Source organism: Haliea salexigens DSM 19537 (assembly GCF_000423125.1).
Classification (GTDB): domain Bacteria; phylum Pseudomonadota; class Gammaproteobacteria; order Pseudomonadales; family Halieaceae; genus Haliea; species Haliea salexigens.
Genome location: NZ_AUHJ01000001.1, coordinates 531,371 through 557,095, shown reverse-complemented (window position 1 = coordinate 557,095; position 25,725 = coordinate 531,371). Strand labels below are relative to the sequence as shown.

General features: G+C 62.8%; 28 protein-coding genes. 12 read left to right on the top strand and 16 right to left on the bottom strand.

All coding sequences use genetic code 11. The features are described from left to right. Positions 1–17: 17 nt before the first annotated feature. Entirely contained in the window at positions 18–425 is a 408-nt protein-coding gene (locus G533_RS0102635) for a c-type cytochrome (protein ID WP_240472342.1), read from the top strand. After that, positions 422–1,279: an HpcH/HpaI aldolase/citrate lyase family protein gene (locus tag G533_RS0102630; protein ID WP_027948632.1), complete on the top strand. Its 858-nt coding sequence runs from the start codon at positions 422–424 to the stop codon at positions 1,277–1,279. Before G533_RS0102635 ends, G533_RS0102630 begins: the two co-directional genes overlap by 4 nt. Positions 1,280–1,296: 17 nt before the next feature. On the opposite strand, the gene G533_RS0102625 is transcribed toward G533_RS0102630, so the two are convergent. The 3 genes from G533_RS0102625 to G533_RS0102615 all read right to left on the bottom strand — a co-directional run bounded on the left by G533_RS0102625 (position 1,297) and on the right by G533_RS0102615 (position 4,155). Beyond that, a complete protein-coding gene (locus G533_RS0102625) occupies positions 1,297–2,484 on the bottom strand; it encodes a lipid-transfer protein (RefSeq protein ID WP_027948631.1) in 1,188 nt (395 codons plus the stop codon). Next, positions 2,484–2,933 carry a Zn-ribbon domain-containing OB-fold protein gene (locus tag G533_RS0102620; protein WP_027948630.1) on the bottom strand — a complete coding sequence of 150 codons (450 nt, stop codon included), beginning with the start codon at positions 2,931–2,933 and terminating at the stop codon, positions 2,484–2,486. The genes G533_RS0102625 and G533_RS0102620 overlap by 1 nt, the downstream gene beginning before the upstream one ends. A 247-nt stretch (positions 2,934–3,180) precedes the next feature. Further along, positions 3,181–4,155 (bottom strand): AraC family transcriptional regulator, encoded by a 975-nt coding sequence (locus G533_RS0102615; protein WP_027948629.1) that lies wholly within the window; start codon positions 4,153–4,155, stop codon positions 3,181–3,183. A gap of 137 nt (positions 4,156–4,292) precedes the next feature. Here G533_RS0102615 and G533_RS0102610 point away from each other — a divergent pair, with 137 nt between their 5' ends. Both G533_RS0102610 and G533_RS0102605 read left to right on the top strand, forming a co-directional pair. Next, positions 4,293–5,147 (top strand): NmrA family NAD(P)-binding protein, encoded by an 855-nt coding sequence (locus G533_RS0102610; protein WP_027948628.1) that lies wholly within the window; start codon positions 4,293–4,295, stop codon positions 5,145–5,147. Beyond that, the gene (locus tag G533_RS0102605; protein ID WP_051229891.1) at positions 5,144–5,581 is read left to right on the top strand and encodes a hypothetical protein; all 438 of its coding nucleotides are present in this window, start codon (positions 5,144–5,146) and stop codon (positions 5,579–5,581) included. The genes G533_RS0102610 and G533_RS0102605 overlap by 4 nt, the downstream gene beginning before the upstream one ends. A gap of 119 nt (positions 5,582–5,700) precedes the next feature. Here the strand turns inward: G533_RS0102605 and G533_RS0102600 are convergent, their stop codons facing one another. Beyond that, positions 5,701–8,031, bottom strand: a complete 2,331-nt coding sequence (locus tag G533_RS0102600; RefSeq protein WP_027948626.1) for a hypothetical protein — start codon at positions 8,029–8,031, stop codon at positions 5,701–5,703. Positions 8,032–8,198: 167 nt separating this feature from the next. Here G533_RS0102600 and G533_RS0102595 point away from each other — a divergent pair, with 167 nt between their 5' ends. Then, positions 8,199–8,963 carry an SDR family oxidoreductase gene (locus G533_RS0102595; protein WP_027948625.1) on the top strand — a complete coding sequence of 255 codons (765 nt, stop codon included), beginning with the start codon at positions 8,199–8,201 and terminating at the stop codon, positions 8,961–8,963. Here the strand turns inward: G533_RS0102595 and G533_RS0102590 are convergent. The 5 genes from G533_RS0102590 to G533_RS0102570 all read right to left on the bottom strand — a co-directional run bounded on the left by G533_RS0102590 (position 8,954) and on the right by G533_RS0102570 (position 13,043). Further along, positions 8,954–9,562: a PqiC family protein gene (locus G533_RS0102590; RefSeq protein ID WP_027948624.1), complete on the bottom strand. Its 609-nt coding sequence runs from the start codon at positions 9,560–9,562 to the stop codon at positions 8,954–8,956. The two genes, G533_RS0102595 and G533_RS0102590, sit on opposite strands and share 10 nt — an antisense overlap. After that, positions 9,559–10,530: an MlaD family protein gene (locus G533_RS0102585; RefSeq protein WP_035525950.1), complete on the bottom strand. Its 972-nt coding sequence runs from the start codon at positions 10,528–10,530 to the stop codon at positions 9,559–9,561. The genes G533_RS0102590 and G533_RS0102585 overlap by 4 nt, the downstream gene beginning before the upstream one ends. Further along, positions 10,530–11,306: an ABC transporter ATP-binding protein gene (locus G533_RS0102580; RefSeq protein ID WP_035525947.1), complete on the bottom strand. Its 777-nt coding sequence runs from the start codon at positions 11,304–11,306 to the stop codon at positions 10,530–10,532. The genes G533_RS0102585 and G533_RS0102580 overlap by 1 nt, the downstream gene beginning before the upstream one ends. Then, complete coding sequence (locus G533_RS0102575; protein ID WP_027948621.1) at positions 11,306–12,439, bottom strand: MlaE family ABC transporter permease; 1,134 nt, start codon at positions 12,437–12,439, stop codon at positions 11,306–11,308. Before G533_RS0102575 ends, G533_RS0102580 begins: the two co-directional genes overlap by 1 nt. 79 nt (positions 12,440–12,518) lie before the next feature. Then, positions 12,519–13,043 (bottom strand): DUF3806 domain-containing protein, encoded by a 525-nt coding sequence (locus tag G533_RS0102570; protein ID WP_240472341.1) that lies wholly within the window; start codon positions 13,041–13,043, stop codon positions 12,519–12,521. Positions 13,044–13,209: 166 nt separating this feature from the next. Here G533_RS0102570 and dapA point away from each other — a divergent pair, with 166 nt between their 5' ends. From dapA to G533_RS0102555, 3 genes are read left to right on the top strand one after another with little or no spacing between them, the layout of a single operon-like run. Further along, a complete protein-coding gene (dapA, locus tag G533_RS0102565) occupies positions 13,210–14,082 on the top strand; it encodes a 4-hydroxy-tetrahydrodipicolinate synthase (RefSeq protein ID WP_027948619.1) in 873 nt (290 codons plus the stop codon). Between the two features lie 11 nt (positions 14,083–14,093). After that, the gene (gene bamC / locus G533_RS0102560; protein ID WP_035526159.1) at positions 14,094–15,137 is read left to right on the top strand and encodes an NlpB/DapX family lipoprotein; all 1,044 of its coding nucleotides are present in this window, start codon (positions 14,094–14,096) and stop codon (positions 15,135–15,137) included. A gap of 9 nt (positions 15,138–15,146) precedes the next feature. Then, positions 15,147–15,941 (top strand): MBL fold metallo-hydrolase, encoded by a 795-nt coding sequence (locus G533_RS0102555; RefSeq protein WP_035525944.1) that lies wholly within the window; start codon positions 15,147–15,149, stop codon positions 15,939–15,941. Here G533_RS0102555 and G533_RS0102550 read toward each other — a convergent pair. Then, the gene (locus tag G533_RS0102550) at positions 15,903–16,394 is read right to left on the bottom strand and encodes a leucine-rich repeat domain-containing protein (protein WP_027948616.1); all 492 of its coding nucleotides are present in this window, start codon (positions 16,392–16,394) and stop codon (positions 15,903–15,905) included. The two genes, G533_RS0102555 and G533_RS0102550, sit on opposite strands and share 39 nt — an antisense overlap. A 110-nt stretch (positions 16,395–16,504) precedes the next feature. Here G533_RS0102550 and G533_RS0102545 point away from each other — a divergent pair, with 110 nt between their 5' ends. From G533_RS0102545 to G533_RS0102535, 3 genes are read left to right on the top strand one after another with little or no spacing between them, the layout of a single operon-like run. Beyond that, positions 16,505–17,854, top strand: coding sequence for a hypothetical protein (locus G533_RS0102545; protein ID WP_051229890.1), 1,350 nt, complete (start codon positions 16,505–16,507; stop codon positions 17,852–17,854). A 6-nt stretch (positions 17,855–17,860) separates the two neighbouring features. After that, complete coding sequence (locus tag G533_RS0102540) at positions 17,861–18,763, top strand: HD domain-containing protein (protein ID WP_027948614.1); 903 nt, start codon at positions 17,861–17,863, stop codon at positions 18,761–18,763. Positions 18,764–18,768: 5 nt separating this feature from the next. Further along, positions 18,769–19,593, top strand: a complete 825-nt coding sequence (locus tag G533_RS0102535; RefSeq protein WP_205622520.1) for a class I SAM-dependent methyltransferase — start codon at positions 18,769–18,771, stop codon at positions 19,591–19,593. A gap of 7 nt (positions 19,594–19,600) precedes the next feature. On the opposite strand, the gene G533_RS0102530 is transcribed toward G533_RS0102535, so the two are convergent. Then, complete coding sequence (locus G533_RS0102530) at positions 19,601–20,377, bottom strand: SDR family NAD(P)-dependent oxidoreductase (protein WP_027948612.1); 777 nt, start codon at positions 20,375–20,377, stop codon at positions 19,601–19,603. Positions 20,378–20,478: 101 nt separating this feature from the next. Here G533_RS0102530 and G533_RS20215 point away from each other — a divergent pair, with 101 nt between their 5' ends. After that, entirely contained in the window at positions 20,479–21,234 is a 756-nt protein-coding gene (locus G533_RS20215) for an SDR family NAD(P)-dependent oxidoreductase (RefSeq protein ID WP_051229888.1), read from the top strand. On the opposite strand, the gene dapE is transcribed toward G533_RS20215, so the two are convergent. From dapE to dapC, 5 genes are all read right to left on the bottom strand, one after another. Further along, positions 21,220–22,350, bottom strand: a complete 1,131-nt coding sequence (gene dapE / locus G533_RS0102520; RefSeq protein ID WP_027948611.1) for a succinyl-diaminopimelate desuccinylase — start codon at positions 22,348–22,350, stop codon at positions 21,220–21,222. The genes G533_RS20215 and dapE overlap by 15 nt on opposite strands. 15 nt (positions 22,351–22,365) lie before the next feature. After that, complete coding sequence (gene dapD / locus G533_RS0102515) at positions 22,366–23,385, bottom strand: 2,3,4,5-tetrahydropyridine-2,6-dicarboxylate N-succinyltransferase (protein WP_027948610.1); 1,020 nt, start codon at positions 23,383–23,385, stop codon at positions 22,366–22,368. Positions 23,386–23,426: 41 nt separating this feature from the next. Next, complete coding sequence (locus G533_RS0102510) at positions 23,427–23,783, bottom strand: ArsC family reductase (protein WP_027948609.1); 357 nt, start codon at positions 23,781–23,783, stop codon at positions 23,427–23,429. Positions 23,784–23,871: 88 nt separating this feature from the next. Next, complete coding sequence (gene nth, locus G533_RS0102505) at positions 23,872–24,528, bottom strand: endonuclease III (protein WP_027948608.1); 657 nt, start codon at positions 24,526–24,528, stop codon at positions 23,872–23,874. 3 nt (positions 24,529–24,531) lie between these two features. Beyond that, positions 24,532–25,722, bottom strand: a complete 1,191-nt coding sequence (gene dapC, locus G533_RS0102500; protein WP_027948607.1) for a succinyldiaminopimelate transaminase — start codon at positions 25,720–25,722, stop codon at positions 24,532–24,534. Between the last annotated feature and the right edge of the window lie 3 nt (positions 25,723–25,725).

Sequence of the window (25,725 nt, the reverse complement as noted above, 5' to 3'; positions counted from 1 at the left end):
GGTGTGTTGCTTTACTGTTGCTTCTACTGTCCACGCTCATGGTGCAGGCGCAGGCGCCATCCGATCCGGCGGCGATGCCTGAGGGTGACGCCGAGCGCGGCCGGTTGGTGTTTGGCCAGTGCCGTACCTGCCATTATCCCGAGCCGGAGGTCGGCCATAACAACGGCCCGAGCCTGTACCGTATTTTTGGCCAGGTGGCCGGCAAGCAACCCGGCTTCGACTACTACTCGGAGACCTTCCGCAATGCCGAGTTCGTGTGGACCCCGCAGTTGCTCTACCTCTGGCTGGCGGATCCGTTGGCCATGTTTCCCGGCACCACGATGATGGCCCGCGGCATACCCGACCCCCAGCAGCGTGCGGATCTTGTCGCCTACCTGAAGCGCGCATCCGTGCGCCCACCTGTAGAGGAGCAGTCACAGGAATGAAGATGACGCCGCGCTCGGCGCTGTATATGCCCGCGTCCAACCAGCGCGCGATGGACAAGGCGCGCGGCCTGCCCGCGGATGCCATTATTTTCGACCTTGAGGACGCTGTGGCCCCTGACGCCAAGGACTCGGCACGTGCCCAGGTTGTCGCGCAGCTTGCGGCTGGTGGCTATGGCGCCCGACAGTTGGTGGTGCGCTGCAATGACCTGTCAACGCCCTGGGGCCGCGATGACCTGCAGGCAGTTGCGGCAGCCCCCGGGTTGCACACGGTCTGCTTGCCCAAAGTGGAGTCCACCGGGCAATTGCAGGCGGTGACCGATCTGCTAAATGCCTGCGGACGCAGTGACATGGCAATCTGGGCGATGATCGAAACCCCCGCGGGTATTGCCAACGTTGAGCAGATCGCGGCGTGCGAGCGCGTGGCCGCACTGCTGATGGGCACGACTGACCTTTGCGCGGAACTGCGCCTGCCGCCGGACGAGGCGCGCCGTGGGCTGTCCTACGCGCTGCAACGTTGCGTGTTGGCTGCCCGGCTGGCCGGGGTTATGGTGCTGGACGGTGTCTACCTGGATATCGGCAACGAAACCGGTCTGGAGGCGGTCTGCGAGCAGGGGCGGGCGCTGGGCTTCGATGGCAAGACGCTGATTCACCCGGGCCAGATCGAAATCGCCAATGCCGTGTTCGGGCCTTCGCCGGCCGCGGTGGAACGCGCCCGGCGTCTACTGCAGCTGTGGCAGGAAACCTCGGAGGCGGGTGCCGCCGTTGCGGTGCTCGACGGCAAGCTGATTGAATTGATGCATGTGGACGAGGCGCGCCGAGTGCTGGCGACAGCCGAGCATATAGCCCGGCTCTAGCCTCAGCGGCACGCAACTCAGCGCTTGATAATGACCGAGCTGCCGTGGCCGAACAGGCCCTGATTGGCCGTGATACCCACTTTCGCGCCGTCTACCTGCCGGTCACCGCACTCGCCGCGCAGCTGCCAAGTGAGTTCACATACCTGGGCCAGCGCCTGTGCCGGCACGGCTTCGCCGAAACAGGCCAGGCCGCCTGAGGGGTTCACCGGAATTTTGCCACCGACCGCGGTATCGCCACGGCGCAGCAACTGCGCCGCTTCACCGCGCGGTGCCAGCTGCAGGTCTTCAATCCAGTCCAGCTCCAGCGCCGTCGACAGGTCGTACACCTCGGCAACGTCAACGTCCTCGGGGCCGATACCAGCCTCCTCATAGGCCTTGACGGGCAGTGCTGCACGGAAGCTGTGCGCATCGATGCCTGCAGCCGCAGCGGAGTCGGTGGCGATATCCGGCATTTCCACCACCGCGCTGGCAAAGCTCGGCGTGACGGTGGAAATGGCCGCAATGCGCGGGGCATCGGCTTTGCCAATACGCCGCGCGTAGTCGGCGCTGCATATGATCAGTGCGGCACCGCCATCGCTGGTGGCGCAGATGTCCATCAGTCGCAGGGGATCCGCCACCATGGCGGAGGCCGCGACGTCTTCCGCCGTAAAGCATTTGCGGTAGCGGGCGCGCGGGTTCTTGCTGCCGATGAGCGAATTCTTCACCTTGACTGCCGCGAAATCCTCCAGCGTGTCGCCGTACAGGTCCATGCGGCGCCGGGCGTACAGGGCAAAATAGGTCGGGTTGGTGATGCCCAGGTAAAAGCGCACCCAGTCCGGATCTTCCGGCCGGTAGCCACCGGCGGGGGCGAGGAAGCCCTTGGGGGTGGTGTCCGCACCGATGACCAGGGCGACATCACAGGCGCCCGCGAGAATCTTGTTGCGCGCGGCGGCCAGTGCCTGCGAGCCTGAGGCACAGGCGGCGTAGGAAGTATTCACCTCACAGCCCTGCCAGCCCAGTGCCTGGGCGAAGGTGGCGCCTGCAACATAGCCCGGATAGCCGCAGCGCACCGTGGCGCCGCCGGAAACGAAGCCGACGTCCTGCCAGGGGATGCCGGCATCAGCCAGCGCTTCGCGCGCCGCCGCGACGCCGTATTCAACGAAGTTGTGTCCCCACTTGCCCCAGGGGTGCATACCGGCACCAATTATGGCGATATCGTTGCTCATCAGTGCTGCTCCCCCTGTTCTGCCAGTGGCCGCCATTTCCAGGTCATCTTGATGTCGTCATCGGTTTCATGCAGTGGCTCCAGCACCAGCTCCATTGCCATGCCTACTTTGAGGTCGCTGACATTGACGCCGGTGACAACCTGCCCCAGCACCGTCATCTGCTCTTCCTCCAGCGTTACGGCGGCGATGGTATAGGGCTCAAACGGCTCAGCCGCCACAAATGGCGCCGGCGGCTTGTAGCAGGCGTTGGTGTAGCTCCACACGCGGCCCGTCCTGCTCAGCTCCACTTCGCGAAAGTCGGTGCTGTCACAGCCCGGATTCTTGCAGTAGCGCTGCTGCTTGGGAAAAAAATACGTGCCACAGGCACAGCACTGAGTGCCGATCAGCCGGGGCTTGTCATCCATTGTGAACCAGCCTTCAATGGCCGGTGCCTGGGGTTTCTCATTCATGGGGATACTCCGCCGAATCGCGGCCTGCAGGGTACTACCCGGCACCTGTTACAGGCAACCGGGTGGCCGGGGTGGGGCGCTTCTCCGGTGGTGGGTATACCAATGCAGACCTTCCCTTCCGGGCGCTATGGCCCGGCTTTGGCGAAAGCGTCAACGCAGACAGGGTCTTCGTTGTTGTGCCTGGAGCCTGTAGCATGATGAGTGGCAGCGCTGGAGGGCGCATTTTCCCCCGTCGGAAGCTGTAGTGCTATGTTGCGTCGTGCTTCTGCCGCAGTGGCGGCACCCCGAACACCCGCTTGTAGGCCCGCGAAAACGCCGCTTCCGATTGATAGCCCAGATCTTGGGCCAGCTCGGTAAGCGTCACCGGGGATTGCAGGATTTTCATGCGCGCGAGGTTCATGCGCCAGTCCGTCAAATAGTGCTTTACCGAAGTGCCGATCACCTCGGTGAAGCGTGCGGAAAAGCCCGAGCGTGACATGCCCGCCTGCTCTGCCAGCCGCTCTACGGTCCAGTGGGCCTCCGGCTGGGCGTGGATGGCGGCCAGTGCCTTGCCCAGCTTCGGATCTTTCAGGGCGCATAGCCAGCCCCTGCTTTTGTCCGGCGCGTGTTCAATCCAGTAGCGGATTGCGTGGATGACGATGATATCCGCCAGGTGCGCCATTACCGTTTCACCACCCGGCGCCATGGACGCGGCCTCCTGTTCCATCAACTCGATCATCGACTGCAGCGGGTGGGGCCGGTCGGCTTGATCGCACTGGATGTGAATGATCTGCGGCAGCTGGCTGACCAGCTTCTGCCCGGCGATATGATCAAAGCTGAGCACCCCGCAGATCAGACGCGTTTCTTCACCTGCGCCGTTTTCTCCCTCGCCACCATAGCGCATGTATTCAAGGCGCTCGGAGAGTTTGGTCACCGGAATATCAAAGAACGGCACACAGGGCTGGTCTTCCTGGTGGGCAATGCAGTGGCCTTCACCTTTGGGGATGAGCGCCAGCTCGCCGGGTTGCAGATAGAGGTTCTCGTTGTTGTTGAAGCGCAGCCAGCAGCCGCCCTCGGTGAGAATATGGAACATCATCATGCCGCCCATGGGCGGCATCTCTATGCCCCAGGGGGCGGTCAGTTCCGAGTTGGCATACACCGCGCCGTTCAGCCTCAGGGAGTAGAGCGTCTCGCCCAGGGTGTCGGCGCGGGCAGGGATGTCTCTGGGCCGTTGGCAGGCCATACGGGTTACCTTTTTGGATAAACTGCAAATAAATATGGCTATACAGGCATTAAAAATCAAGTTTTCACCCTCTAGACTGGCCTCATCGGGTGGCTGATCACCCGCATCCAACAGACCTTCAGGATCGGAGAGGAAGTATGAACAACGAAGTGATTGCAGTGATTGGGGCCACCGGCAAGACGGGTGTGCGAGTGGCCACACGGTTGAGCGAGCGGGGACGGGCAGTGCGGACACTGTCGCGCAACGCATCGATTCCGTTCGACTGGCAAGACCGGGCCACCTGGCCAGCCGCACTGGCCGGCGCAAGCGCGGCCTATGTGACGTACTATCCGGATCTGGCGGTGCCGCAGGCCGAAGACGACATCCGCGCTTTTGTCGCGCTCGCCAGGCGGCAGGGTGTCGAGCACGTGGTGCTGCTGTCGGGCCGCGGTGAAGAGGGCGCCGAGCGCGCGGAGCAGGTGCTGGTCAACAGCGGACTGATCTGGAATGTGGTGCGTGCCAGCTGGTTCATGCAGAACTTCAGCGAGAGTTTCATGCTTGAGGGTCTTCAAGCGGGTGAGTTGGTATTGCCGCAGCCGCGAGCCCGCGAGCCATTTATTGATGTGGACGACATTGCCGAGGTAGCGGTTGCGGCGCTTACTGAGCCGGCACTGCGCAATCAGCTGCTAGAGGTCACTGGTCCAGAGCTGCTGACGTTTGCCGAGTGCGTTCACGCCATTGCCGAGGCCAGCGGCCGCGACATCGGCTTCATTCCGGTGCCGGTGGACGCCTATCTCACGGGTGCGAAGGCCGAGGGCCTGCCGGATGACATTGCCTGGCTGATCAAGGAGCTGTTCGTGCATGTGCTTGATGGCCGCAATGAAGGCACCACCGATACCGTCCAGCAGGTGCTGGGCCGCCCGGCGCGCAGTCTTGCGGAGTATGTGGCGCGCGTGGCGGCCTCAGGTGTCTGGTCTGCGCCCGCAGCATCCGTCAACGGGAAAGCGGCATGAGCGCGGTATGCACCCTGATGGCAAAGAAAATGCTAGCCAAGGCGTGTGTCACATTCGGGGTGCTGGTGTATGCGCTGGTGATTCCGTATCTGGAGATCAACCCGTCTCATGTGTTCAATGATGCATGGCCGCCCCACGCACGCCTGCATGAGGTATGGCAGCTCACAACCCATTGTGCGCTCGGCCTGCTGGCGTTGTGGCTCGCCTGGTGGCGCGATGAAGTAGGTGTTGCCAGCCTGTTGAATGTCTGTGTGATGGGCGGCGTACTGGTGGCGCATGTCCTTGCAGATGGCTACGGCGGCTCCATCCATTCGGGGAACCTGGAAAGCGCTGTGCTGGGCGTGCCGGGTGCCGCTGTTGTGGCGGGGGTTGTGGTGATGCTCGCAGCACTCGCTCTTTGGCTGAGCAGGCCGCATCGCGACAATTCGGTGTAGCAGTGCGCCATGCCGTCCGGCCGAGATCAGCCCCTATGTGTGATCTGGAGTTCCCAGGGTCCAGTATGGATAGCATCTTTGTTCCAGAATTGGCTGGTCCTTCGGAGGTTTGTGGATGCCTATCGCCCCCAAAGACCTTTGCGATTCGCGTAGTACGCTAACAACCCCTTTTCAAAGCCCTGCACCGCTTCAGAGTCACACCGGTGCTGATCCATAAGTTCGGTCACAGCATGGGTCAGGTCGTTGACTTTCTGCAGCCCGAACAGCGCTTCGAACACGCCCTCTGCGCCGGGGGATTCAGGGCGGCTGAACACGTCCTGGAAGACATCCAGGTGCTCGCGCTTGATGCGGTAGGTAGTGGACACGGGTACGCCGCGAATGCGACTGAGCTCAATACCGTTGCCGGTGCGAGTGACCGAATCCACGCGCTCCGTAAACGTGATGGTGGCAGCATCCGGGCCCAAGCAAGCTGCGTACTGGTCCTCAAAATCCAACAGGTAGCGCAATGCGACGGCCGTCACCGCGCTGGGCGTGTTCAGCTCGCGGGCGGCGCTGCTCAAGGGGCGCCCTGCGTTGCCCAACAGACCGCTGATCGCGTTAATCTGCTGTGCCATGAAGCGGAACACCGGCGCCACAGCGGACAGAAGCTCCGCGTCCATTCGGGCCAGGGTCGCGAATTCCTGGTTGTACAATGCATTGAGGTAGGCGTCTGCGCCTGTATCAACGAAGGGACGCGATCCGGAGAGCTGCTGATCGTATACCTTCCCCAGGCGCTTCAGGTGGCGTTCCGCGCGCGCCGTTAAATCACTGGCCGCAAAGTAGCGTGCATCCAGCGCCGTCAGTGTGGAGGTGGTGCGCGCAGCTGTGAGCTGTGCTGTAAGGGCCTCCTCCAACTCACGTTGCCAGTCAAAACGCAGGGCCTGGTAGTCCTCAAGGACCTCGGGAAAGTCACCGTACCTCACCGCAAGGCCGTAAGTGCGTAAAAGCACGCCGTTTTTGGCCACGAGTGCGGCCAGGTTTTGCAGCGTTGGTGTTTGGTCACCCAGTGTTGCCAGAGCGCTGGCTTCGTCTTTCGCGAATTGGTTGGCCAACACCTGCAGCCCCTCGGTAAACAATTCCGCAGCGTCCGCGCAGGCCTCTTGTGTCTCCTCGCTACAAACCAACCCAGCCTCCACACCGGCCACCCAGTCTGCCATTTGTGCGGCATCCCTCGCGGTTGCCGCTTGATGGATGTGCGCTTCTGCCTTGCTCACCAGCTCTGCCGTGACTAGCGCCTCAGTTGGCGCGTCGGCTATGTCCTCTCGTGCCAGCGCCGCTTGCCACAACTCGAGCAGCGTGAAGAAGCGCGCATTGCGCATGTTGTCCAGGTAGTCCTGTTCCCGACGACGCGCCGCAAGCGCATCGTTCACTGCTACCATCTGTTGCGCGTAGGTGCGCGCATCGTAACCAGCCGTTCCCGCCAACATGCGGTCAAAGTTGAACGTGTGGGGTATACGACCCAGCGCCTGGCTTGTTGTCTGCGACAGCAAGGGCAACGGAACCGTTTGCAGTAGTGGTTGTGCACGGTCCGCCAGCCACGCTTGTGCGAGAGGTTGGGCCAGTTGAATCAAGCGTCCATCACGAAAAGAACGGTAGTCGGTGATATGCATGAGCGCACTGACCACAGCTTTCTGCCGGCGGTCGCCGCTCACCATGCAGCGCCCCGCCAGTGCTCGCCGCAGCTCTATTCGCTGCTGTGCTCCGAGTTTTGCCACCGGTTTGCCGAAGATGGGTTGCGTCACCGCTGCAGTCCATAGCGCGCTGGTATCACCGCGGCCATTGCTATCCAGTGGCAGGTCCAAACCTGCTTGAATCCACGCCTGCAGTTCCTTGGGACATTCGCCCTGCTGATCCTCGGCGCTGATCACGACGGGTTCCTGGATCAGCACCAGTTCGTTCTGCAGCTCGGACAAGGCGTTGGCGGGTGCCCGCTGTAAGAGCCCAAGGTCGCAGCGCTGATAGCCGAGCAACGCAATGTCATCGCCAAACAGCAGTTGCAGCGCCAGTGGCCGGAGCTGGACCTGCTCCAGAACAGCGGCATGCCCCGTGATGGGGTCGTGCTCACCCTGCAGCAGTCGGTCTTTGATTTCGGTGCGACCGTCGGGGGACACGTAGCCCTGCCGTCCCAGGGCCGACTCGACAGTCCATCTGACTTCCAGTTGATTGTCGTCGAGAGGCGCCACAGCAAGGCTAACCGGAAAATCCCGGCCGCCGCAGCTCAACACACCCTGCCAGTCGCCCGCAATAGCGTCCACCCCCAGTGGTGCCACAATGTCCGTGGCCTCAGCGGGGTGGGCTGGCCCCCCGGATATGTCTGAATCCGCAGTGCATGCGCTCAGCATCAGGATACAGGCGGCCGACAACAGTCGACGCCACAGCGCAGGTATCAGTGATGGAATGGGTTGACTCATTCGAGAGCCTCTTTCGAGCGAGAACTGGGTAGCGTGATCCTCAAGCGGAATCTCCGGTTCAGTAAGTTGTGCCTGCGGCGACGCATTTCAGGCCCATGCACACAGTCGCCGCCGCACGGGCGACAATAGCCTGATTTCTCGAGCAATCATAATCAGGGAGTTCCAGCATGAAAAAACGCTATGCCATGACCGGCGGTGCGACAGGTATTGGCGCTGCGCTGCGTGAACAATTGTGCGCGGCGGGGCACGAAGTCATTTCGATTGATATCAAGGAGGGTGACATCATTGCTGACCTCTCCACGCAGGAAGGCCGTGACAACGCCCTGACTGCTGTGCGCGAGCGCGCTGCCGATGGCCTCGACGGGTTTATTCCCTGCGCCGGTCTGCCGCCGGTAGCACCGCCGCGCATCATTGCTGCCGTGAATTATTTCGCGGCGGTAGCCATGGCCACGGGCGTGCAGGATCTGGTGGGAAAGCGGCGCGGTACGGTGCTGCTGGTGAGCTCCAACTCGGCGCCCATGACCCAGACCTCACATCCGCTGGCTCAGGCATTTCTCGCCGGGGATGAGCCGGCAGCGCTGGATGCGGCACAGGCGGAAGCGGGCCAGACGGTGTACTCCGCCTCCAAGCACGCGCTGACGGTATGGATGCGGCGCAATGTGGTGGCGTGGGCCAAAGCCGGCGTGCGCCTGAATGCGGTAGCCCCTGGTATTACCGATACCCCCCTGACGCAGCAGGTGTTTGCAGATCAAGAGCTGGGAAGCGTGATGCGTGATTTCAGCGCCATGGTGCCCTGGGGCCAAACCGCGCAGCCGGCGCAAATCGCCAATGTGATGCGCTTTATGCTCAGCGACGAGGCGGATTTCGTTTGCGGCTCTGTGTTCTTTGTTGACGGTGGTTCGGACGCCATGCTGCGCAGCGATCAGTTCTGATCGCTCGCAGCCCCTTCCATCTGCGTGCGAATCACGCCGGCGATCTCGTCGCTGAGGCGCTGCAGTAGTTCGCTGTAGGCCGCGGCGGTGTTGGCGGCCTGCCAGTCGGGCCCCGCGAGCGACGTCGCCAGGCGGCTGATGCGCTGAGTGACCTCGCTATCTCGCTCCTCGCCACGGCGGGTCACCCGCCACTCCGCCACCAGCTCAGCCTCGTTGCCACCAGCGTTCAAACCCAACAGCCATATCTGCACGGCGTACTCGGGAATATCATTGCGCGCCCACGGGTGCGGGCGAATGTTCTGCGTGCCCAGCGCTGCGGACAGGTTCAGCCCCAGCACACGCTGGATACCATCTGCCAGCGGTTCGGCCCAGCGCTCGTAGCGGGCAACGTGCAGCCGGTTGCCGTCTTCGCTGTATACCATGCCGGAACGGTTCAGGTACTCCGGTATGGTGATGGGCCCCACGCCCAGCGAGGGCGCCTGGCCCGACGCCGGTGCCTGGGTCTTGCTATTGAGCAGGTAGTACTGGTGCTGCGGGGAACTGCCACAGGCCACCAGCAATAGGGTAGCGGCGATGGCGAAGAGCTTTATCGGGGTCATTGGCTGTTCTCGCTTTTGCCTCGGAGCAGTGACTCGGGTTGCTCCTCCAGTGTTTTTGCCAACATCTGCAGAGCCCTGCCGGCCAGCGCAAGTTCGCGCAGTGCTTCGTTGAGACGATAGGTGGTAGCGGAGTCGGCGGATACCAGCCCGTCGATTTCTCCCATGGTGCCCTCGAAACGCTCCGTTGCGCTGCGCAGCACGTTCATATTGTCTTCCAGCAGTGAGGTCAGCCTGGGTAGCGCATTCTTGGCTTCGCTCACCAGCGTATTGGAATTGTCCAGCACGCGGTCGATGCCGGGGCCGGCAGTGGACAGTGTGCTTTCCACTTGCGCTGTGAGCGAGCGGAGGCTCGCCAGTGTTTGCCCGATATCGGCCGGCAATTGCTGGAAGGGAGCCTGCTGCACAAAGGCGTTCACGTTGGTCGCGATGCTCTGCAGGTCTGCCGCCATCTGGGCAATATCCAGCCCCTCGATCTGGCTCACAATCCGCTCCAGTTCGGTCGGGATCGTCGGAATCTGGGTATATTCCGTGTCGATGGCGGGAAGAGCCACGGGCGTTTCCGGGTGGAAATCGAGCTGCACATAGAGCAGGCCGGTGAGCAGGCTTTGCAGGTTCAGCTGGGCGCGCAGGCCGCGCCCGATGAGGTCGTCGATCAGTGCCACGGAGGGCTGCTCGGTCATCTGTATGCTTTCGCCCGACAGGTCGGCCTCTACCTGCATGATTAACTTGGCCGTGTTGCTGTCCAGCAGCAGGTTGATGCCGGTCACCTGCCCGATTTCAACGCCGCGCAAGGTGACCGGGGCTCCCACGCTCAAACCCTTGACGGAACTGTCGAAGACCATCACCACACGGGTGCGATCACTGCCGAGGCCTGAACCCAGTACGAACAACAGGGTCGCCAGGGCGATAAGCAAAGCGCCGATGATAAAGCCGCCAATGGCGACACTGTGTGCTCTTTCGTCGGACATTATTCGGCCTCTCCCGCGGCGGCGCTGCGTGTCAGGAATTGTCGCACCACGGCCTCCTCGCTCTGTTCGCGTAGCTGTTTTGGATCACCATAGCCGATCATCGTGCGTGTGCTGGCGTCGAGATAAACACTGTTGTTGGCAATGGCGAATATACTCGGCAATTCGTGGGTGACCATCACCACAGTGGCGCCAATCGATTCGGTCAGTTGCAGGATCAGGTCATCCAGCAGCCGCGAACTGATCGGGTCCAGCCCGGCGGACGGCTCGTCGAAGAACAGGATCTGGGGGTCCAGTGCGATCGCACGCGCCAGGGCTGCCCGTTTGTTCATGCCGCCGCTGATTTCCGCGGGGTAGTAGCTTTCAAAACCACCCAGGCCGACCAGTGATAACTTGTAGCGTACCACGTCCTTGATCTGCGTCGCTGTGTAGTCGGTATAGAGCTGCAGGGGCAGGCCCACGTTCTCTTCCAGCGTCATGGCGCCGAAAAGGCCCCCTGACTGGTAAGTGATGCCCCAGCTGCGGCGCATGACATCGCGCGCGCTTGCACTGGCACGCGTGAAGCTGGTGCCGGAAAACAGAATTTCGCCAGCCGCCGGCTCAAGTAGCCCCAGCATGTGTTTCAGCAGCGTGCTCTTGCCGCAGCCGCTGCCGCCCATGATCACGAAGATATCGCCGCGGTAGACCGGAAAGCTGAGCTCGCGTTGAATGACATTGCTGCCAAACGCCATCGTGAGATCGCGTACCTCGATATGCACTTCGCGTTCAGCGGCCGCCATCAGATACCCAGGTGCTGGAACAGGATGTTGATGGACGCGTCAGCCACAATCAGGTAGACGAGGGCGGTCACCACCGCTTCTGTTGCCGCCCTGCCAACCCCGGCGGAATTGCGCCCGGACTGGATGCCGGAACGGCATCCGGCAATGGCGATCAGCACGGCGAAGACCACACTTTTCAGCAGGCCTACACCGATGTGGGCGAGGCTCACAGCGAGTCCGGCCTGGCTGGTGTATTGCAGCATGGAAATTCCCATGCCGCCGGCCACGATGCCACCGCCGACGATGCCCAGCAGGTTCGCGTAGATGGTCAGCAATGGCATGGTTACCAGCAGCGCCAGTACTCGCGGTACCACCAGAAATTCTATCGGCGAGACGCCCAGCGTGCGCACGGCGTCAATCTCCTCGTTGGCCTGCATGGTGCCCAGCTGGGCGGCATAGGCGGCGCCGGTGCGCCCGGCCATGACGATGGCGGTCATCAACGGTCCCATTTCGCGCAGCAGGCCGATGGTGACCAGGTCGGCCACATAAATGCCGGCGCCGAATTGCTGCAGTTGCACCGCGCCCAGATAACCGAGAATCATGCCCACCAGCACACTGGTCAGGCTGATGATGGCAAAGGCATCGGGGCCGGATTGGTAGCAGAAAGTGCGGAAATCCGCGAAACGGGTATTGGCCTTGCCCGCAATGAGCGCGCCTAGCGCTAGGCAGATGTCACCGAAGAAAGCCAGTGACTCGCGCAGGTCATCCAGTAACTCACGCAACGCCTTCGATGGGCTGCGCAGCTGCCACCAGGGCAGGGAGGCCGCCTCTTTGCGGTTGTGGGCCGGCACGGAGGTCGCGATCGACAGCAAGCGCCTCGCGTTCTCGGGTAATGCCTCGGTATTCAGCGTGATGTCGCGCTCCGCACAGTAGCTTGCACAGCGCAGCAGGAAGGACATCAGCAGCGTGTTCCAGTCGCCCAGTTCAGTGCAGTCGAGACGCAGCTCATCGGCGCCTGCAGCCGCGAGCTCTGCCCTGAGCTGTGGAAAGGCGGGAACCACATCGGCGTCGACCCAGTTGCCGTAGAGGCTGAGGGTGGCAGATGTCGGTGAGCTGTCAGTGTGCAACTCGAAGCCGGCGGCCGGCTGGTTCATACCCGGGGGCATCCTGATGGAAAGGCAGACCATGCTAAACCCAATCCCGTGGTATGGCCAGCCAGCCGCGGCTGACGCTTCACTGGAAAGGCAGCCTGGGTCGCGCCTGCTCAACCACGGCCTTGGCATCTACGTAGATGGCCGCCACCGGTTTCTCGTTACCCACCTGCTGGCGGCGCGAGATCATGGTCACCGGAAACAGGTAGGTGTCGGTCTGTGCATCGTGCAGGGCCCGGCTGCGCCCGCTGGCGTCGTCGTACATGACCCAGTCCAGCCCCAGTTCACTGGCCAGCAGGTCGCCCAGCACAACGCCCATGGCCTGCAGCGTGCTAACGTCCCCGGCCTTGACGATGCCCCGGTCAAGCAATCGCTGCAGCAGGCGGATGTCGCGGTCCGGGTCGCCGCTGATGGCTTGCCCCAGCTCGCGCCGGGCGAGCTCGTCGATGCTGGCGCGCTGCTGCGCCATGAATGAGAGGGTGAGCTTGGACGGTGGGCTGACCGTGACCGGCTGCTGGGCGCTGGCTGGCAGTGCCATTCCTGCCAGTGCGGCTGGCAGCAGGAGGATCGCGGTGAGAAACCACTGGGCGGGGCTGGAAGGTCTCATGGTATACTCCGTGGCTCGTTTTGGCGCAGAATCGTGCGGCGCGCCCGCGGTGCATTTTAGCGTATCGCGGTTGTCTTCGCGTTGCATGCATGGATAATTGCGCTCTTCTTTATTCCGGCGTTCAGCGGCAGTGGTCGGCGCCCGGCACATTTCTGGAGATGTTCCCATGATTACCGGCAGTATTGTCGCGCTTGTGACGCCAATGCACCCGGACGGCAGTCTCGACTGGGGTAACCTGGAGCGCTTGCTGGACATGCATATTGCGGCGGGCACCAGTGCCATCGGCGCCGTTGGCACTACGGGAGAGAGCGCGACACTGAGTGTTCCGGAGCACCTTGAGGTGATTCGTCATTGCGTGCGCTATGTTGACGGCCGCATCCCCGTGGTCGCGGGGACTGGCGCCAATTCCACCCGCGAGGCAATCGAGCTGACCAGCGTGGCTGCCCGCAACGGGGCGGATGCCTGTCTGTTGGTCACGCCATACTATAATCGCCCGACGCAACGGGGTCTGTACGAACATTTCAAGGCGGTGGCTGCTGCGGTCACCATCCCCCAGATTCTCTATAACGTGCCAGGGCGTACGGCGGTTGATATGGACAACGACACCGTTGTGCGCCTGTCGGAGCTGGACAACATCGTTGGTATCAAGGATGCCACCGGGGATCTGTCGCGGGTACCCGACTTCAAGGCGCGCTGCCCGGAGGATTTCGCCATCTATTCCGGTGATGACCCCACAGCCATGGAGCTCATGCTTGCGGGTGGCCACGGCAATGTGTCGGTGACCGCGAACATTGCGCCGCGGCCGCTGGCCGAGCTCTGCCGTCTGGCCATGGCGGGTGAACGCAGCGAGGCGGCACGGATCAACGAGCGCTTGTCCGGCCTCAACCGCGCGCTGTTTCTCGAGGCGAACCCGATACCGGTAAAGTGGGCCATGCAGCAGCGTGGCTTGATTGAGGCGGGTATTCGTTTACCCTTGACGCCTCTGGATGAGCGCTACCATGCGCAGGTCCTTGCAGCTTTGGAGGCAGCGGGAATTTGATGGCGGAATGTATGAAGCTGGTATCGCGCACGGCGCTGCTCGGTCTGTCGCTGGGCCTCGCGGGCTGCAGTTATCTGTTCGGTGACGAGGGCATGTTCCCCGATACGTCGGACGACTACAAGAATGCGCGTGAGCAAGCGCCCATTCAGGTGCCGGAGGGCAAGGAGACGGCACAACTGGAGGAAATCTACCCCATCCCTCCGGTGCAGGACGAGGCGCTGCTGGAGGGTGAATTCGAGGTTCCTCGCCCCACGCCCCTGGTGGCGGGAGCCGGGGAGGATGTGGTGCGTATCCAGTCGCTCGGGGACGAGAGCTGGGCCCTGATCGCGGTCGCACCCGGTCAACTCTGGCCGCAGGTGCGCAGCTTTCTCACCTCTGCCGGCATCGGCGTGGGGCGTGTGGATGCGCAGGCTGGTCTGATTGAAACAGGCTGGCTGGAGCTGGAGGGGCAGACCATGGCCTCGCGTTTCCGCTTCCGCATCGAGCAGGGCGTGCAGCGTGGCAGCAGTGAATTACACGTGTTGCAGATGCACCAGGCGGGGGATGTCACGGAGTGGCCGGCGCTATCCGACGACACGGCCCAGGAGCAGGAAATGCTGCGCGCCGTATCGCAATTCATTGCCAACAGCGCCGATTCCGCGCCGGTTTCGATGCTCGCAGACCGCGCCATGAGTGCCGAGGGCAAGCTGACGCTGGAAGATGCACCGGGTGGCGGTAGTATGCTGCGTCTGGGGCTGCCGTTCACCCGGGCGTGGGCCTCGGTGGGCAAGGCCCTTGAGGACTCACGTTTCGAAATCACCGATCGCGATCGCAGTGAGGGCCTCTACTATGCGCGTTTCCTCGGTGAAGCGGCAGACGAAGACGGCGGCTGGTTCTCCTGGATGTTCTCCGATGAAGACGAGAACCCGATGATCGGGCGCGATTTCCTGGTCAGGGTCGCAGCAGCGGGAGACAAGGCAGTCACCATTGGCATTGCTCCGGTGGCCGGTGCGGCGCCCTTGGAGAAGCGCGATCAGCAGGCTCTGCTGACCCTACTCAAGGGCAATATCAACTGAGGCGCTGACATGCTGCGTTTTGCATCGCTGGGCAGCGGCAGCAAGGGCAACGCGACGGTCGTTTCTGGCGGCACGACAACAGTGCTGATCGACTGCGGGTTCTCGGTGCGCGAGACCCGCCGTCGCCTGGCGCTTCTCGGCCTTGCTCCCGAGGATCTCACCGCGATTCTGGTGACCCATGAGCACAGCGACCATAGCGCGGGGGTGAGTCGCCTGGCGCGGCAGTGGAACATCCCGGTCTACCTTACCCATGGCACGCTGCGCAGCGGCCGTCTGGAGGGATGCCCGCAGGTTAACTGTTTCAATAGTGAAGAGCGCCTGCAAATAGGCGACCTGTCCATAGAGCCTGTTGCCGTGCCCCACGATGCCCGCGAACCCTGCCAGTACCGACTGGCGCACGCGGGGCGCTCTCTGGGGGTGCTCACCGACCTGGGTAGCATTACCAGCCATGTGGTCGAACGCTTTCGCGGCTGCGATGCGCTGGTACTGGAATTCAACCACGATCTGGATATGCTCTGGGCGGGGAGCTATCCGCCCTCCCTGAAACAGCGCGTGGCCAGTGATTGGGGGCACCTGAACAATCACCAGGCCGCCGAGTTATTGCGCCAGTTAGGGACCGAGACGCTGCAGCACCTGGTGGTCGCGCACATCAGTGAACAGAATAACTGCCCGCAGCGAGCCGCCGCCGCGCTGGAGACCGTGATGGGTGCCGGCGACCAGCGTGTGGTGTTCGCCGCGCAGAATGCCGGTTTCGACTGGCTGACCCTAGCGGCAGTGCCGGGGCAGGGTGAGGCGCTCCAGTGATATCCAGCTGCCCGGCCCCGGGCAACGCAGTGCGCTGTTGCCATCGAGGTTGACCACCGCCAGTTCCGGCAGCCGGTAGAGCGGCCCGGCATCTTCTATCTGGTTGTCGTCAAGCATCACGCTGCGCAGCTCCAGCAGCACGGCCAGCTCCCGGATGTCGCTGATGGCGTTGCCCCCGAGGTTGAGCCAGCTCAGGCTGGAAAAGCTGCCCAGGCCTGCGACACTGCGCACGCCCGCGCCACTGCAGTCCAGTGTCTGTAGTTCACCCATGCTGCTGATCTTGTTGTCGTTGATTGCCTGCTCCAGGCAGCCGCGCAGCGCGGAGTCATCAATGCGGAAATCCGTCAGCAGGGGACGTGGGCTGTAGACCACGCGCTCGTTTACACTGAAGTCGTATTGCTGGCAGCCTGCCAGTACACTCAGGGTTATACAGATGAGCCATCGGCAGGGCATGCGGTATCTTCCTTTTGGTGGCGCTCAGTGTGCGCCGGGATCGCGCATGGATTCAAGCTCCACGGCACCCTATAATGGTAGCGGCTTGGGCGAACAGAATCGAGTGGGCTATGACGGCAAGGACGGGTGAATCCGCGGGCATGACCAGCGGCACAGCGACAGATCACAGAACAATCAGTATATCCCAGCGCGGTAACCTCAAGGCGCTGGAGAGTGCCCTGCGCAAGCAGTGGCGCCTCGGCCAGAACATTGTTCTCTGCTGGAGTGCGGACGAGCGTGGCATTCTGGTGATTTTCGTGCCGCACTATTTCCTCGGTAATTTCTGCGCCCGTCCGGGCGTCGACGGCGCGCAAGACAACGAAGCCTTCGTGCGCGAACTGATTTCCGGTAGCCGCTGCAAGCCCCGCGAGGAGTTTTTCGACATTGCCAACCGGCTGGATATTGCCCCCGGTTTCATCCGCCTGGATACGCCACTGGCCGATGATCCGGCGGTGGTCAGCGCAGTCGAGCAGCTGATCAAGCGCTACGGTCTGAGTTATGTCAGCGATCGCGCGGTGCTGCTTTTCGACATCGCCGAGTTTTCCCTGTTTACGCCTTTTGAGCAGGCCAGCCAGCTGAACAGCCTCTCCTACTCGCTGAACTCCGCCTACAACAAGCTGTTGGCCAAAGGCATAGAGGTGCATTTCTCCCGCACCACCACCGGCGATGGTTACTACGTCTGGAACCGCGCATTAGGGGCGCAGGCCAATTGCGATTTGTTCTTTTTCCTGCTCCTGGTCGTGGCGGACAACGCGGTGGCGCGTCGCGCATCGCACGGCAATACGGTGCCCGTAATCCGTGCGGCCTATCACGTTGGCAGCCACTACGAGCTGTATCAGGCTGAGGGTGTCAATCCAACGGTGCACAGCTATATCGTGGGTGATGTCACGATAGAGCTGGCGCGCATGGCGGAAAAGGCGCAACCCCAACAAGTTCTTGTCGGGCATTTCGAAACGGCGTCGCAGTGTGCGCCAGAACCTGCGACGGAGCCATCGGGGCCGGTGTCCGCGCCAGATTTCATCGAGCAGTGCAACGACGGCCTGAGCGCGCTGCAGGGCATACAGTTTGCGGGTAAAACGGTCGAGCGCCTGCACTGCCGGTTGTCCGGCGCCGGTGGCGATGACGACCGACGGGTGGCAAGACGCTTGCTCATTACTGACAAGCACGGTCTGTCCCGGCAAGCCTACAACCTCGAATTCACGATTGAGTTCGAAGACCGCACCCTCACGCTTGGCCTGCCCGAGAGTGCCCTGCCGGATGATTCCCGCACGGCTGCGCCGGATACGACCATCGGCAATGAACACACTGCGGCGGTGGTGCCTGGCCTCACCATCGATGAGCCCACGCTACAGGAGCAGGTTGAAGAGCTGGCCTCTTTGCTACAGGATCGTTTCGAGCGTGAACCGCAGGAGAGCAACTGAGTCAGCATGATAATTCCGGCTGACAACCCCCGCCGCGATATCACCGGCCAGGTGGCATTGGGTGATGTGTCCGCTGTGATGGCGGAAGTGGGCGCCATTTTAGAGGCACACTGGCCGGGTGGAGACTGGTCCGCACTGGATGTACTGAGCGGGCTGTTCAGCCAGCTCTATACCGGCGAGCATCCGGAGTACCACGGTTGTGATGCCGGCTACCACGACACGGAGCACGTGCTGGATGTCACCTTGGCTATGGCGAGGCTGATGGCGGGGCGCGAAAAGCGCTGGCCCGGTCCCTGGGCGTTTGATGCCGATCTCGCACTGGCCGGGGTTGCCAGCGCGCTGTTTCACGACGCCGGCTACCTTCGTCGCCGCGGGGACCGCCGAAACAGCTCCGGTGCTGCGTACACGCGTACCCATGTTCGTCGCGGAGCGGCATTGATTCGCGCACAGTTTCCGCGGGTAGGGCTGACGGGCATGGCACCCGTATGCGCCCGGCTGGTGCATTTCACCAACTGCCATCGCAAGCCGGAACATCTGACTGTGCGCAGCCGCCAGGAGTGGCAATTGGGCGCATTGCTGGGCACCGCAGACTTGCTGGCACAGCTGGCGGCACCCGATTACCTGGAGAAATGTCGCCACGCATTGTACGACGAGTTTGTCGCCAGCGGCATGGCGGCGCCGGAGCATACGGTCCAGCCGGAGCACTGCCACTACCGCTCGCGCGACGACTTGCTTCGGCGTACCCCCGGCTTTGTCCACGGCGTGGCGGGGTCGCGCCTGGAGCGGGACTTTGCCGGCGCCTATCACTACGCAAGCAGCTACTTTGAAGGCGAAAATCCCTACCTGGAGTCCATCGCGGCCAACTGTGCGCGGCTTGACCAGTGGCTGGCGCCCCGCCCGCCGGCCTGAACAGCGTGCCTCTCCAACCTGATTCTTTGAGCGACGTGATCGCCGTAGCCGCTGTCAATGCCGCGTTGCATGAGCAGGCCTGGGCGCTGGCGCAAGACCTGGATTTGCCCTGTGTCGAGGCAACAGCCGCAGCGTATAGCGCCGGTTTTCAGGCGGTGCTCTGGTTGGGCGCGGAGGGAGTCTCCCTGCAAGCCGTGTCCCGGCGGGGCCATGCACCGGGGCCGATTACCGTCGACTTTGGTGGCGCCACCATGCGTCATCGGCGGCGCGGTGGTCAGAACGAACTGCTGGGCAAGGCGGTGGGGGTGGGCAAGAAGCCCGCACTGGCCGTGCTCGACGCAACGGCTGGCCTGGGGCGTGACAGCTTCGTGCTCGCCGACCTCGGTTGCTCGGTAACACTCGCCGAGCGTGAACCCGTGGTGCTCGCGCTGCTGGCTGATGGCCTGGAGCGCGCGAGGCGGGCCGATGACAGCTGGCTCAACGCAGTGCTTGATCGCATGCGTCTGCATCGCGGAGAGGCAGCCACTGTACCAGCGGCTGCATTTGCCGCGCTGGATGTGATCTATCTCGACCCGATGTTCCCTGAGCGGGATAAATCTGCGGCGGTGAAAAAGGACATGGCGCTGTTCCAGGCGCTGTTTGCCGACCACAACACGAGCGGCGACGCGGCGGCACTGTTTGCGTGGGCGCTGCAGCAGGATGTCTCCCGGGTCGTTGTCAAGCGGCCCGCACGGGCCGTCAGCCTTGCCGGGCGGCAGCCCTCACATGCGATTGTCGGCAAAGCGGTGCGTTACGATGTGTACGTGCTGCGTCGTCTTGGGCCTGCCTGACCGAGCCTCAGTGGCGCGCGGCGATACGAAACAGCCGCCGGGTAAACACCGATTGCAAAAATGGGTCCAGCAGGCGGTAAAGGCGGCCTGACAAATACACGGGTTTGCCGCGCTCTACCGCGTTCAGGCCTTCTCTGACCACCACCTCCGCCGGGTACCAGACAAACTCGGGCATGCCGTCTTTCATGTCCTGGAGGCCCGCTGTGCTGTGAAAATCAGTATGCGTATAGCCGGGGCACAGGGCGCAAACCTGTACACCGCTGCCATGCAGCGTGAGGGAAAGGTCCTCCGACAGCGCGATCAGGTAAGCCTTGCTGGGGCCGTAGTTGCAGCCGCCTGCACGCGGTATGCGGCCTGCCACGGAAGCAATGTTGATTACCCGTCCAAAACCGCGCTCGCGCATGGCGGGTATGAACAGGTGGCAGAGCTTCGCCACGGACAGCATCATCAGCTGGAAAAACGCCTCGTGATCTGCCCAGTCGCGGTCCTGGAGCAAATCGGAGCCGGCGACCCCGGCGTTGTTGATCAGGTAGTCGACTTCCACACCTTGTGTGCTCAGGCTGTCGTACAGCGCCTGGGGCGCCGCGGGATCCGACAGGTCCGCCGCTTCTACCCGCGTGTCGCAGCGATGTGCGCTGGCCAGCTCTGCAGCGAGGGCCTGCAGCTTTTCCTTGCGTCGCGCCACGAGCACAAGGTTGTAGCCCTGTGCTGCCAGCTGCCGTGCGAACTCCTCGCCGAGCCCCGCGGATGCTCCGGTAATCAACGCTGTGCGCTTGCGTGTCATGGGTTTTCTCCTCAAGATGTGATGCCCTGCCGCAGGCATGGTACGACACCTCGCGTGCGCTGTCTGCGCGCGGCACATCCGCTGGAACAAGGCCAGAAGTTATGCATAACACAGGAATTGCGCTGGTAACCGGCGCCTCGTCCGGGCTGGGCGCACAATACTGCCGTCAGCTCGCCAGCCGCTGCAAGACGATCATCGCAGTAGGGCGTCGCGGCGAGCAGTTACAGGCCCTGCGCACCGAGCTCGAGAAGCAAACCCGCGTATACCCGGTAGTTGCCGACCTCGCCACTGTAGAGGGTGTAACGCGCACTGTAGAGGCCCTGCGGCAGCAGGGGCCGGTGGATCTGCTGATCAATAATGCCGGCTTCTCTACCCTGGGTGACTTTGCCGACAGTTCGCTGGAGGTTGAGTTGCAAATGGTGCGCCTGCAGGTTGACGCCCCCCTGGAACTGGTTCGCGCCGCGCTGCCCTTAATGCGTGAGCAGGGCGGTGGTGCGATCATCAATGTCGCTTCCGTCGGGGCCTATCTCGAGCTGCAGAAAACCGCTGTCTACGGCGGTTGCAAGGCATTTCTCCTGGCGTTTTCCAGGTCCCTGCAGGCCGAGGTGGCAGCGCACGGCATTCGTGTGCAGTGCCTCTGCCCCGGGCTGACACGTACAGAAATACACGATACGCCGCATTTTGCCGGTTTTGACAAGACGCGTTTCCCTGATGCCCTGTGGATGGAGGCCGATGCCGTAGTGGCCGAGAGCCTCGCCGCGCTGGAGGGTGACGAGGTGGCGGTGATTCCCGGTGAGATGAACCGGGAGATGGTGCGCGCCAATCTGCAGCAGCAGCTGCAGTTACTGGAGCAGTAGTCGCTCCAGCACACCCTGATACAGGCGGGCGAGCTGCGGCAGGTCTGCCGCGATCACACATTCGTTGCGTTTGTGGATGGTCGCGTTCACGGGGCCGAGCTCGACGACCTGCGCACCGGTCGGGGCAATGAATCGCCCGTCCGAAGTGCCCCCGGCGGTAGACAGCTCCGTTTCCAGACCGGTGACATCGCGAATGCTCTCGACAACCGCCTGCACAAGATTGCCGGCAGGAGTGAGGAACGGCTCGCCGCTCAGGTGCCAGTCGATGCTGTAGTCAAGCTTGTGGGCGCGTAGCAGGTTTTCGGTGCGCCGCTGCAGGTCGTGGGCAGTGACTTCGGTGGAAAAACGGAAGTTGAAGACCACCTGCAATTCACCGGGAATCACATTGGTTGCGCCTGTGCCGCTGGCAATATTGGATATTTGCAGGGAAGTGGCGGGGAAAAAGGCATTGCCCTGGTCCCACACCTGACAGGTGAGTGCATGCAGGGCGGGTAATGCGCGGTGAATCGGGTTGTCTGCCAGTTGTGGGTAGGCGATGTGGCCCTGAACGCCGCGCACAGTGAGTACCGCGCCCAGAGAGCCGCGCCTGCCGTTCTTGACCACATCCCCCAGCCGTGCGCTGCTTGACGGTTCGCCAACCAGGCACCAGTCGATGTGCTCGCCCTGTTGCTGCAGGTGCTCAATAACCTTCACCGTGCCGTTGTGCGCAGGCCCCTCTTCGTCCGCGGTAATCAGGAACCCGATTCGGCCGCTGTGCTCCGGATTGCTGGCCACGAAGTCCTCGCAGGCCACGAGCATGGCTGCCAGGCTGCCTTTCATGTCGGCGGCGCCGCGTCCATAGAGCATCCCGTCGCGCAGGGTGGGCTCAAAAGGCGGGCTGTCCCAGCCGGATTCCGGGCCGGTGGGCACAACGTCGGTGTGACCGGCGAAGACCAGCAGTGGGCCACTCTCGCCCCGCACCGCCCAGAAGTTTTCCACCTCGCCAAAGCGCAGGCGGGTGCAGGTAAAGCCCAGTTGCTGTAGCCGCTCCATCATCAAGGCCTGGCAGCCGGCATCCTCGGGCGTAACCGACTGGCGGCGAATCAGTTCGCAGGTCAAAGCCAGCGTGCGTTCCATAGCGTTGCCCCGAGGCTAGTTGTGCGCGTGCAGTTCAGCGTTGAGCTCGATCGCCGAGCGATTGGTCAGGCACTCCACGGCACCATTGGCGGAGTTGCGGCGGAACAACAAACCGGACTTGCCCGCCAGTTCTCGGGCCTTGACCGTTTCGACAGGCTGTCCGCTGGCATCCAGGACGACGACCTTGGTGCCCGCGGTGACGAACAGGCCGGCTTCTACCGTGCAGCGGTCGCCGAGCGGAATGCCGATACCGGCGTTGGCGCCGATCAGGCACTCGCTCCCTACGGAGATGATGATATTGCCGCCGCCCGACAGGGTGCCCATGGTGGAGCAACCGCCGCCCAGATCGGACCCGCTACCAACCATGACGCCGGCAGATATGCGGCCCTCAATCATGCCGGGGCCGTCTGTGCCAGCGTTAAAGTTGACGAAACCTTCGTGCATGATGGTGGTGCCTTCGCCGAGGTAGGCGCCGAGGCGCACGCGGGCGGTGTGCGCGATGCGCACGCCCGTCGGCACCACGTAGTTGGTCATTTTCGGAAACTTGTCAACGCAGCTGACTTCCAGCGTGTCACCGCGCAGGCGGGCGGCGAGCTGCCGGGCCGGCAGCTCGCTGATGTCAATGGCACCCTCGCTGGTCCAGGCGACGTTGGGCAGTATCGCAAACAGCCCCTGCAGGTTGGTGCCGTGCGGCTTGACCAGCCGGTGCGACAGCAGATGCAGCTTGAGGTAGGCTTCCGGAACCGTGCTTGGTGCCGCGTCTTCACGCAGGATGACAACCACGGCGGGTGCGTGGCTGCTGGCGAGGTGCGCGGCAATCTGCGCCTGTTCTGTCTCTCCGGCGCCGGCCAGCGCAGCCTCCAGTGTCAACAGCTGCTCGCGCTCAAGCGTGGTGGTGTTGTCGCTTGTGCCCAAAGCCGCCACCAGCTCGTCGGAGGGTGATAGCACCGGGTTGGGAAAGAACACCTCCAACCAGTCGCCGTTGCTGTTTCGGGTGCCCAAGCCCAGGCCGAGGGCGTATGCCGCATGCTTCATAAAACGTGTTTCCTGACGGGTCCGCCTGTGGCGGGTTGGGTTCAAAGAGTGTGCCGTAGCAGCAGTGCTTCCCAGGCCGGTGCTAAAAAACCGCAGTGGCGCTCGTGGCCGATATCCAGCAGAGGCCGTTTGATCAGGGTCGGTTGCTCCAGTATTGCGGCCAGGGCGTGGGTGTCGTCCATCTGTTCCCGCGCGGCCGGTGCGAGTGCCTTCCAGCTGGTGCTACGGCGATTGATCAGGGTTTCCCAGCCGAGCTCCTGCAGCCACGCCCGCACCTGTTCCGGTGTCAGGCCATCGCTGCGCACATCGTGGAACCGGTATTCGATCGCATGTTGCTCCAGCCAGCGGCGAGCCTTCTTTACGGTGTCACAATTGCTGATGCCGTAGACGGTGATCATGGCTGTCTCTCTGGCGCTAAACGGGGAGCGCAAGGATAGCAAAAAATAACCGGTGAGACAGGCTCGTTCGCAGTCGTCGAATGCCTGTTCAGGCTTTCTGCGTGCGTTTGGGGTGTTTGCGCCCGGGATAGCAGGTACGGCAGATGTCGCAGACGCGGCCGTCGCATCCGCGGGCACTGCAGTACTCGCGACCATAGAAAATAATCTGCAGGTGCAGGCGATTCCAGCTGCTCTCCGGGAATAGCCGTTTCAGGTCGCGCTCGGTCTGCACCACACTCTTGCCGCTGCTGAGCCCCCAGCGCTGCGCCAGACGGTGGATGTGTGTGTCCACCGGGAAAGCAGGCACACCGAAAGCCTGCGACATCACCACGCCGGCGGTTTTATGCCCCACGCCCGGTAGGCGTTCTAGTGCCTCCATATCGGCGGGCACCGCGCCGCTGTGTTCTGCCAGCAGGATTTCGCTGAGACGCTTGATGGCGGTGGATTTTTGGGGCGACAGGCCGCAGGGGCGGATAATGGCCCTGATCTGCTCGACCTCCAGTTGCGCCATGGCCTGCGGGTTGTCGGCGAGGGCGAACAGGGCAGGGGTCACCTGGTTGACACGTTCGTCGGTGCACTGGGCGCTGAGCAATACAGCGATCAGCAGTGTAAAGGGATCGCGATGGTCCAGTGGAATGGGGGGCTCGGGGTAGAGTTCCTGCAGGCGCTGTTGAATAAACGCGACGCGCTGTGCTTTGGGTAGCATGGCCTACAGCTGCTCGATCACGCGAACCATGCGTTCAGCCGCTGCCACGCAATCCTCCAGAGAGGCTACCAGCGCCATGCGTACATGCTTGCTGCCCGGGTTGCCGGCGGCGGTTTCACGGGCGAGGAAGCTGCCGGGTACGACGGTGATATGGGCGTGCTGATAGAGCTGCCGGGCAAACTCCGTATCGGCCACCGGTGTTTCCGGCCACAGGTAGAAACCCGCGTCCGGGCGCTCCACCTGCAGGTGACCCTGAAGGATAGGCAGCACGGCGTCGAATTTCTGCCGGTATAGCGCGCGGTTCGCACGCACGTGCTCCTCGTCGTTCCAGGCCGCCATACTTGCGTGCTGGTGATGCAATGGCATGGCACAGCCGTGGTAGGTGCGGTAACGCAGGAACTCGGCGAGTACCGTTGCATCCCCGGCGACAAAGCCAGAGCGCAGCCCGGGCAGATTGGAGCGCTTGCTCAGGCTGTGAAACACCACACAGCGCTTGAACCGGTCATTGCCCATCCGGGCACAGGCCTGTAACAGTCCCGGAGGCGGGTTGGCTTCGTCGTTATAGATTTCCGAGTAGCACTCGTCGCTGGCGATGATGAAATCGTGGCGCTCTGCCAGTGCTACCAGCGTTTGCAGCTGCTCAATGCTCATGACTGCACCGCTGGGGTTACCGGGCGTGCAGATATACAACAGTTGGCAGCGTTCCCACACGCTTGCCGGTACGGCGGCAAAATCCGGCAGGTGGCCACTGCTGGCGGTAGCGTTGACAAATTCGGGCTGCGCACCGGCCAGTAGCGCCGCGCCTTCGTAGATCTGGTAGAACGGGTTGGGGCTGACAACGGTGGCTCCCGGACCTGCCGTGACCACCGCCTGGGCGAAGGCAAAGAGTGCCTCGCGAGTGCCGTTGACGGGCAACACCTCGCACTCGGCGTTGACGCTCTGCAGTTGGAAGCGTCGCTGCAGCCAGCCGGCGATGGTCTCGCGCAGCACGGCTTCGCCGCGGGTGGCGGGGTAGTTAGCCAGCAGAGGCAGGTTCGCTGCCAGTGTTTCAAGCACGAAAGGCGGGGAGGCATGGCGCGGCTCACCAATCGACAGCGCAATGTGCGCTTGACCGCTGGCCGGCGTCAGGTCGGCGAACAGCGCACGCAGCTTCTCGAAGGGGTAGGGGTGCAACGCGTCAAGCAGGACATTCATGGG

Excerpts from the sequence above, each read along its gene's own strand:
- G533_RS0102550 (WP_027948616.1), bottom strand. The coding sequence starts at position 16,394 with ATGCCCTGCCGATGGCTCATCTGTATAACCCTGAGTGTACTGGCAGGC.
- G533_RS0102570 (WP_240472341.1), bottom strand. The coding sequence starts at position 13,043 with ATGAGACCTTCCAGCCCCGCCCAGTGGTTTCTCACCGCGATCCTCCTG.
- G533_RS0102600 (WP_027948626.1), bottom strand. The coding sequence starts at position 8,031 with ATGAGTCAACCCATTCCATCACTGATACCTGCGCTGTGGCGTCGACTG.
- G533_RS0102595 (WP_027948625.1), top strand. The coding sequence starts at position 8,199 with ATGAAAAAACGCTATGCCATGACCGGCGGTGCGACAGGTATTGGCGCT.
- G533_RS0102620 (WP_027948630.1), bottom strand. The coding sequence starts at position 2,933 with ATGAATGAGAAACCCCAGGCACCGGCCATTGAAGGCTGGTTCACAATG.
- G533_RS20215 (WP_051229888.1), top strand. The coding sequence starts at position 20,479 with ATGCATAACACAGGAATTGCGCTGGTAACCGGCGCCTCGTCCGGGCTG.
- dapD (WP_027948610.1), bottom strand. The coding sequence starts at position 23,385 with ATGAAGCATGCGGCATACGCCCTCGGCCTGGGCTTGGGCACCCGAAAC.
- bamC (WP_035526159.1), top strand. The coding sequence starts at position 14,094 with ATGAAGCTGGTATCGCGCACGGCGCTGCTCGGTCTGTCGCTGGGCCTC.
- G533_RS0102625 (WP_027948631.1), bottom strand. The coding sequence starts at position 2,484 with ATGAGCAACGATATCGCCATAATTGGTGCCGGTATGCACCCCTGGGGC.
- G533_RS0102530 (WP_027948612.1), bottom strand. The coding sequence starts at position 20,377 with ATGACACGCAAGCGCACAGCGTTGATTACCGGAGCATCCGCGGGGCTC.
- G533_RS0102510 (WP_027948609.1), bottom strand. The coding sequence starts at position 23,783 with ATGATCACCGTCTACGGCATCAGCAATTGTGACACCGTAAAGAAGGCT.
- dapA (WP_027948619.1), top strand. The coding sequence starts at position 13,210 with ATGATTACCGGCAGTATTGTCGCGCTTGTGACGCCAATGCACCCGGAC.
- dapC (WP_027948607.1), bottom strand. The coding sequence starts at position 25,722 with ATGAATGTCCTGCTTGACGCGTTGCACCCCTACCCCTTCGAGAAGCTG.
- G533_RS0102540 (WP_027948614.1), top strand. The coding sequence starts at position 17,861 with ATGATAATTCCGGCTGACAACCCCCGCCGCGATATCACCGGCCAGGTG.
- nth (WP_027948608.1), bottom strand. The coding sequence starts at position 24,528 with ATGCTACCCAAAGCACAGCGCGTCGCGTTTATTCAACAGCGCCTGCAG.
- G533_RS0102585 (WP_035525950.1), bottom strand. The coding sequence starts at position 10,530 with ATGTCCGACGAAAGAGCACACAGTGTCGCCATTGGCGGCTTTATCATC.
- G533_RS0102605 (WP_051229891.1), top strand. The coding sequence starts at position 5,144 with ATGAGCGCGGTATGCACCCTGATGGCAAAGAAAATGCTAGCCAAGGCG.
- G533_RS0102630 (WP_027948632.1), top strand. The coding sequence starts at position 422 with ATGAAGATGACGCCGCGCTCGGCGCTGTATATGCCCGCGTCCAACCAG.
- G533_RS0102545 (WP_051229890.1), top strand. The coding sequence starts at position 16,505 with ATGACGGCAAGGACGGGTGAATCCGCGGGCATGACCAGCGGCACAGCG.
- G533_RS0102610 (WP_027948628.1), top strand. The coding sequence starts at position 4,293 with ATGAACAACGAAGTGATTGCAGTGATTGGGGCCACCGGCAAGACGGGT.
- G533_RS0102555 (WP_035525944.1), top strand. The coding sequence starts at position 15,147 with ATGCTGCGTTTTGCATCGCTGGGCAGCGGCAGCAAGGGCAACGCGACG.
- dapE (WP_027948611.1), bottom strand. The coding sequence starts at position 22,350 with ATGGAACGCACGCTGGCTTTGACCTGCGAACTGATTCGCCGCCAGTCG.
- G533_RS0102615 (WP_027948629.1), bottom strand. The coding sequence starts at position 4,155 with ATGGCCTGCCAACGGCCCAGAGACATCCCTGCCCGCGCCGACACCCTG.
- G533_RS0102590 (WP_027948624.1), bottom strand. The coding sequence starts at position 9,562 with ATGACCCCGATAAAGCTCTTCGCCATCGCCGCTACCCTATTGCTGGTG.
- G533_RS0102580 (WP_035525947.1), bottom strand. The coding sequence starts at position 11,306 with ATGGCGGCCGCTGAACGCGAAGTGCATATCGAGGTACGCGATCTCACG.
- G533_RS0102575 (WP_027948621.1), bottom strand. The coding sequence starts at position 12,439 with ATGAACCAGCCGGCCGCCGGCTTCGAGTTGCACACTGACAGCTCACCG.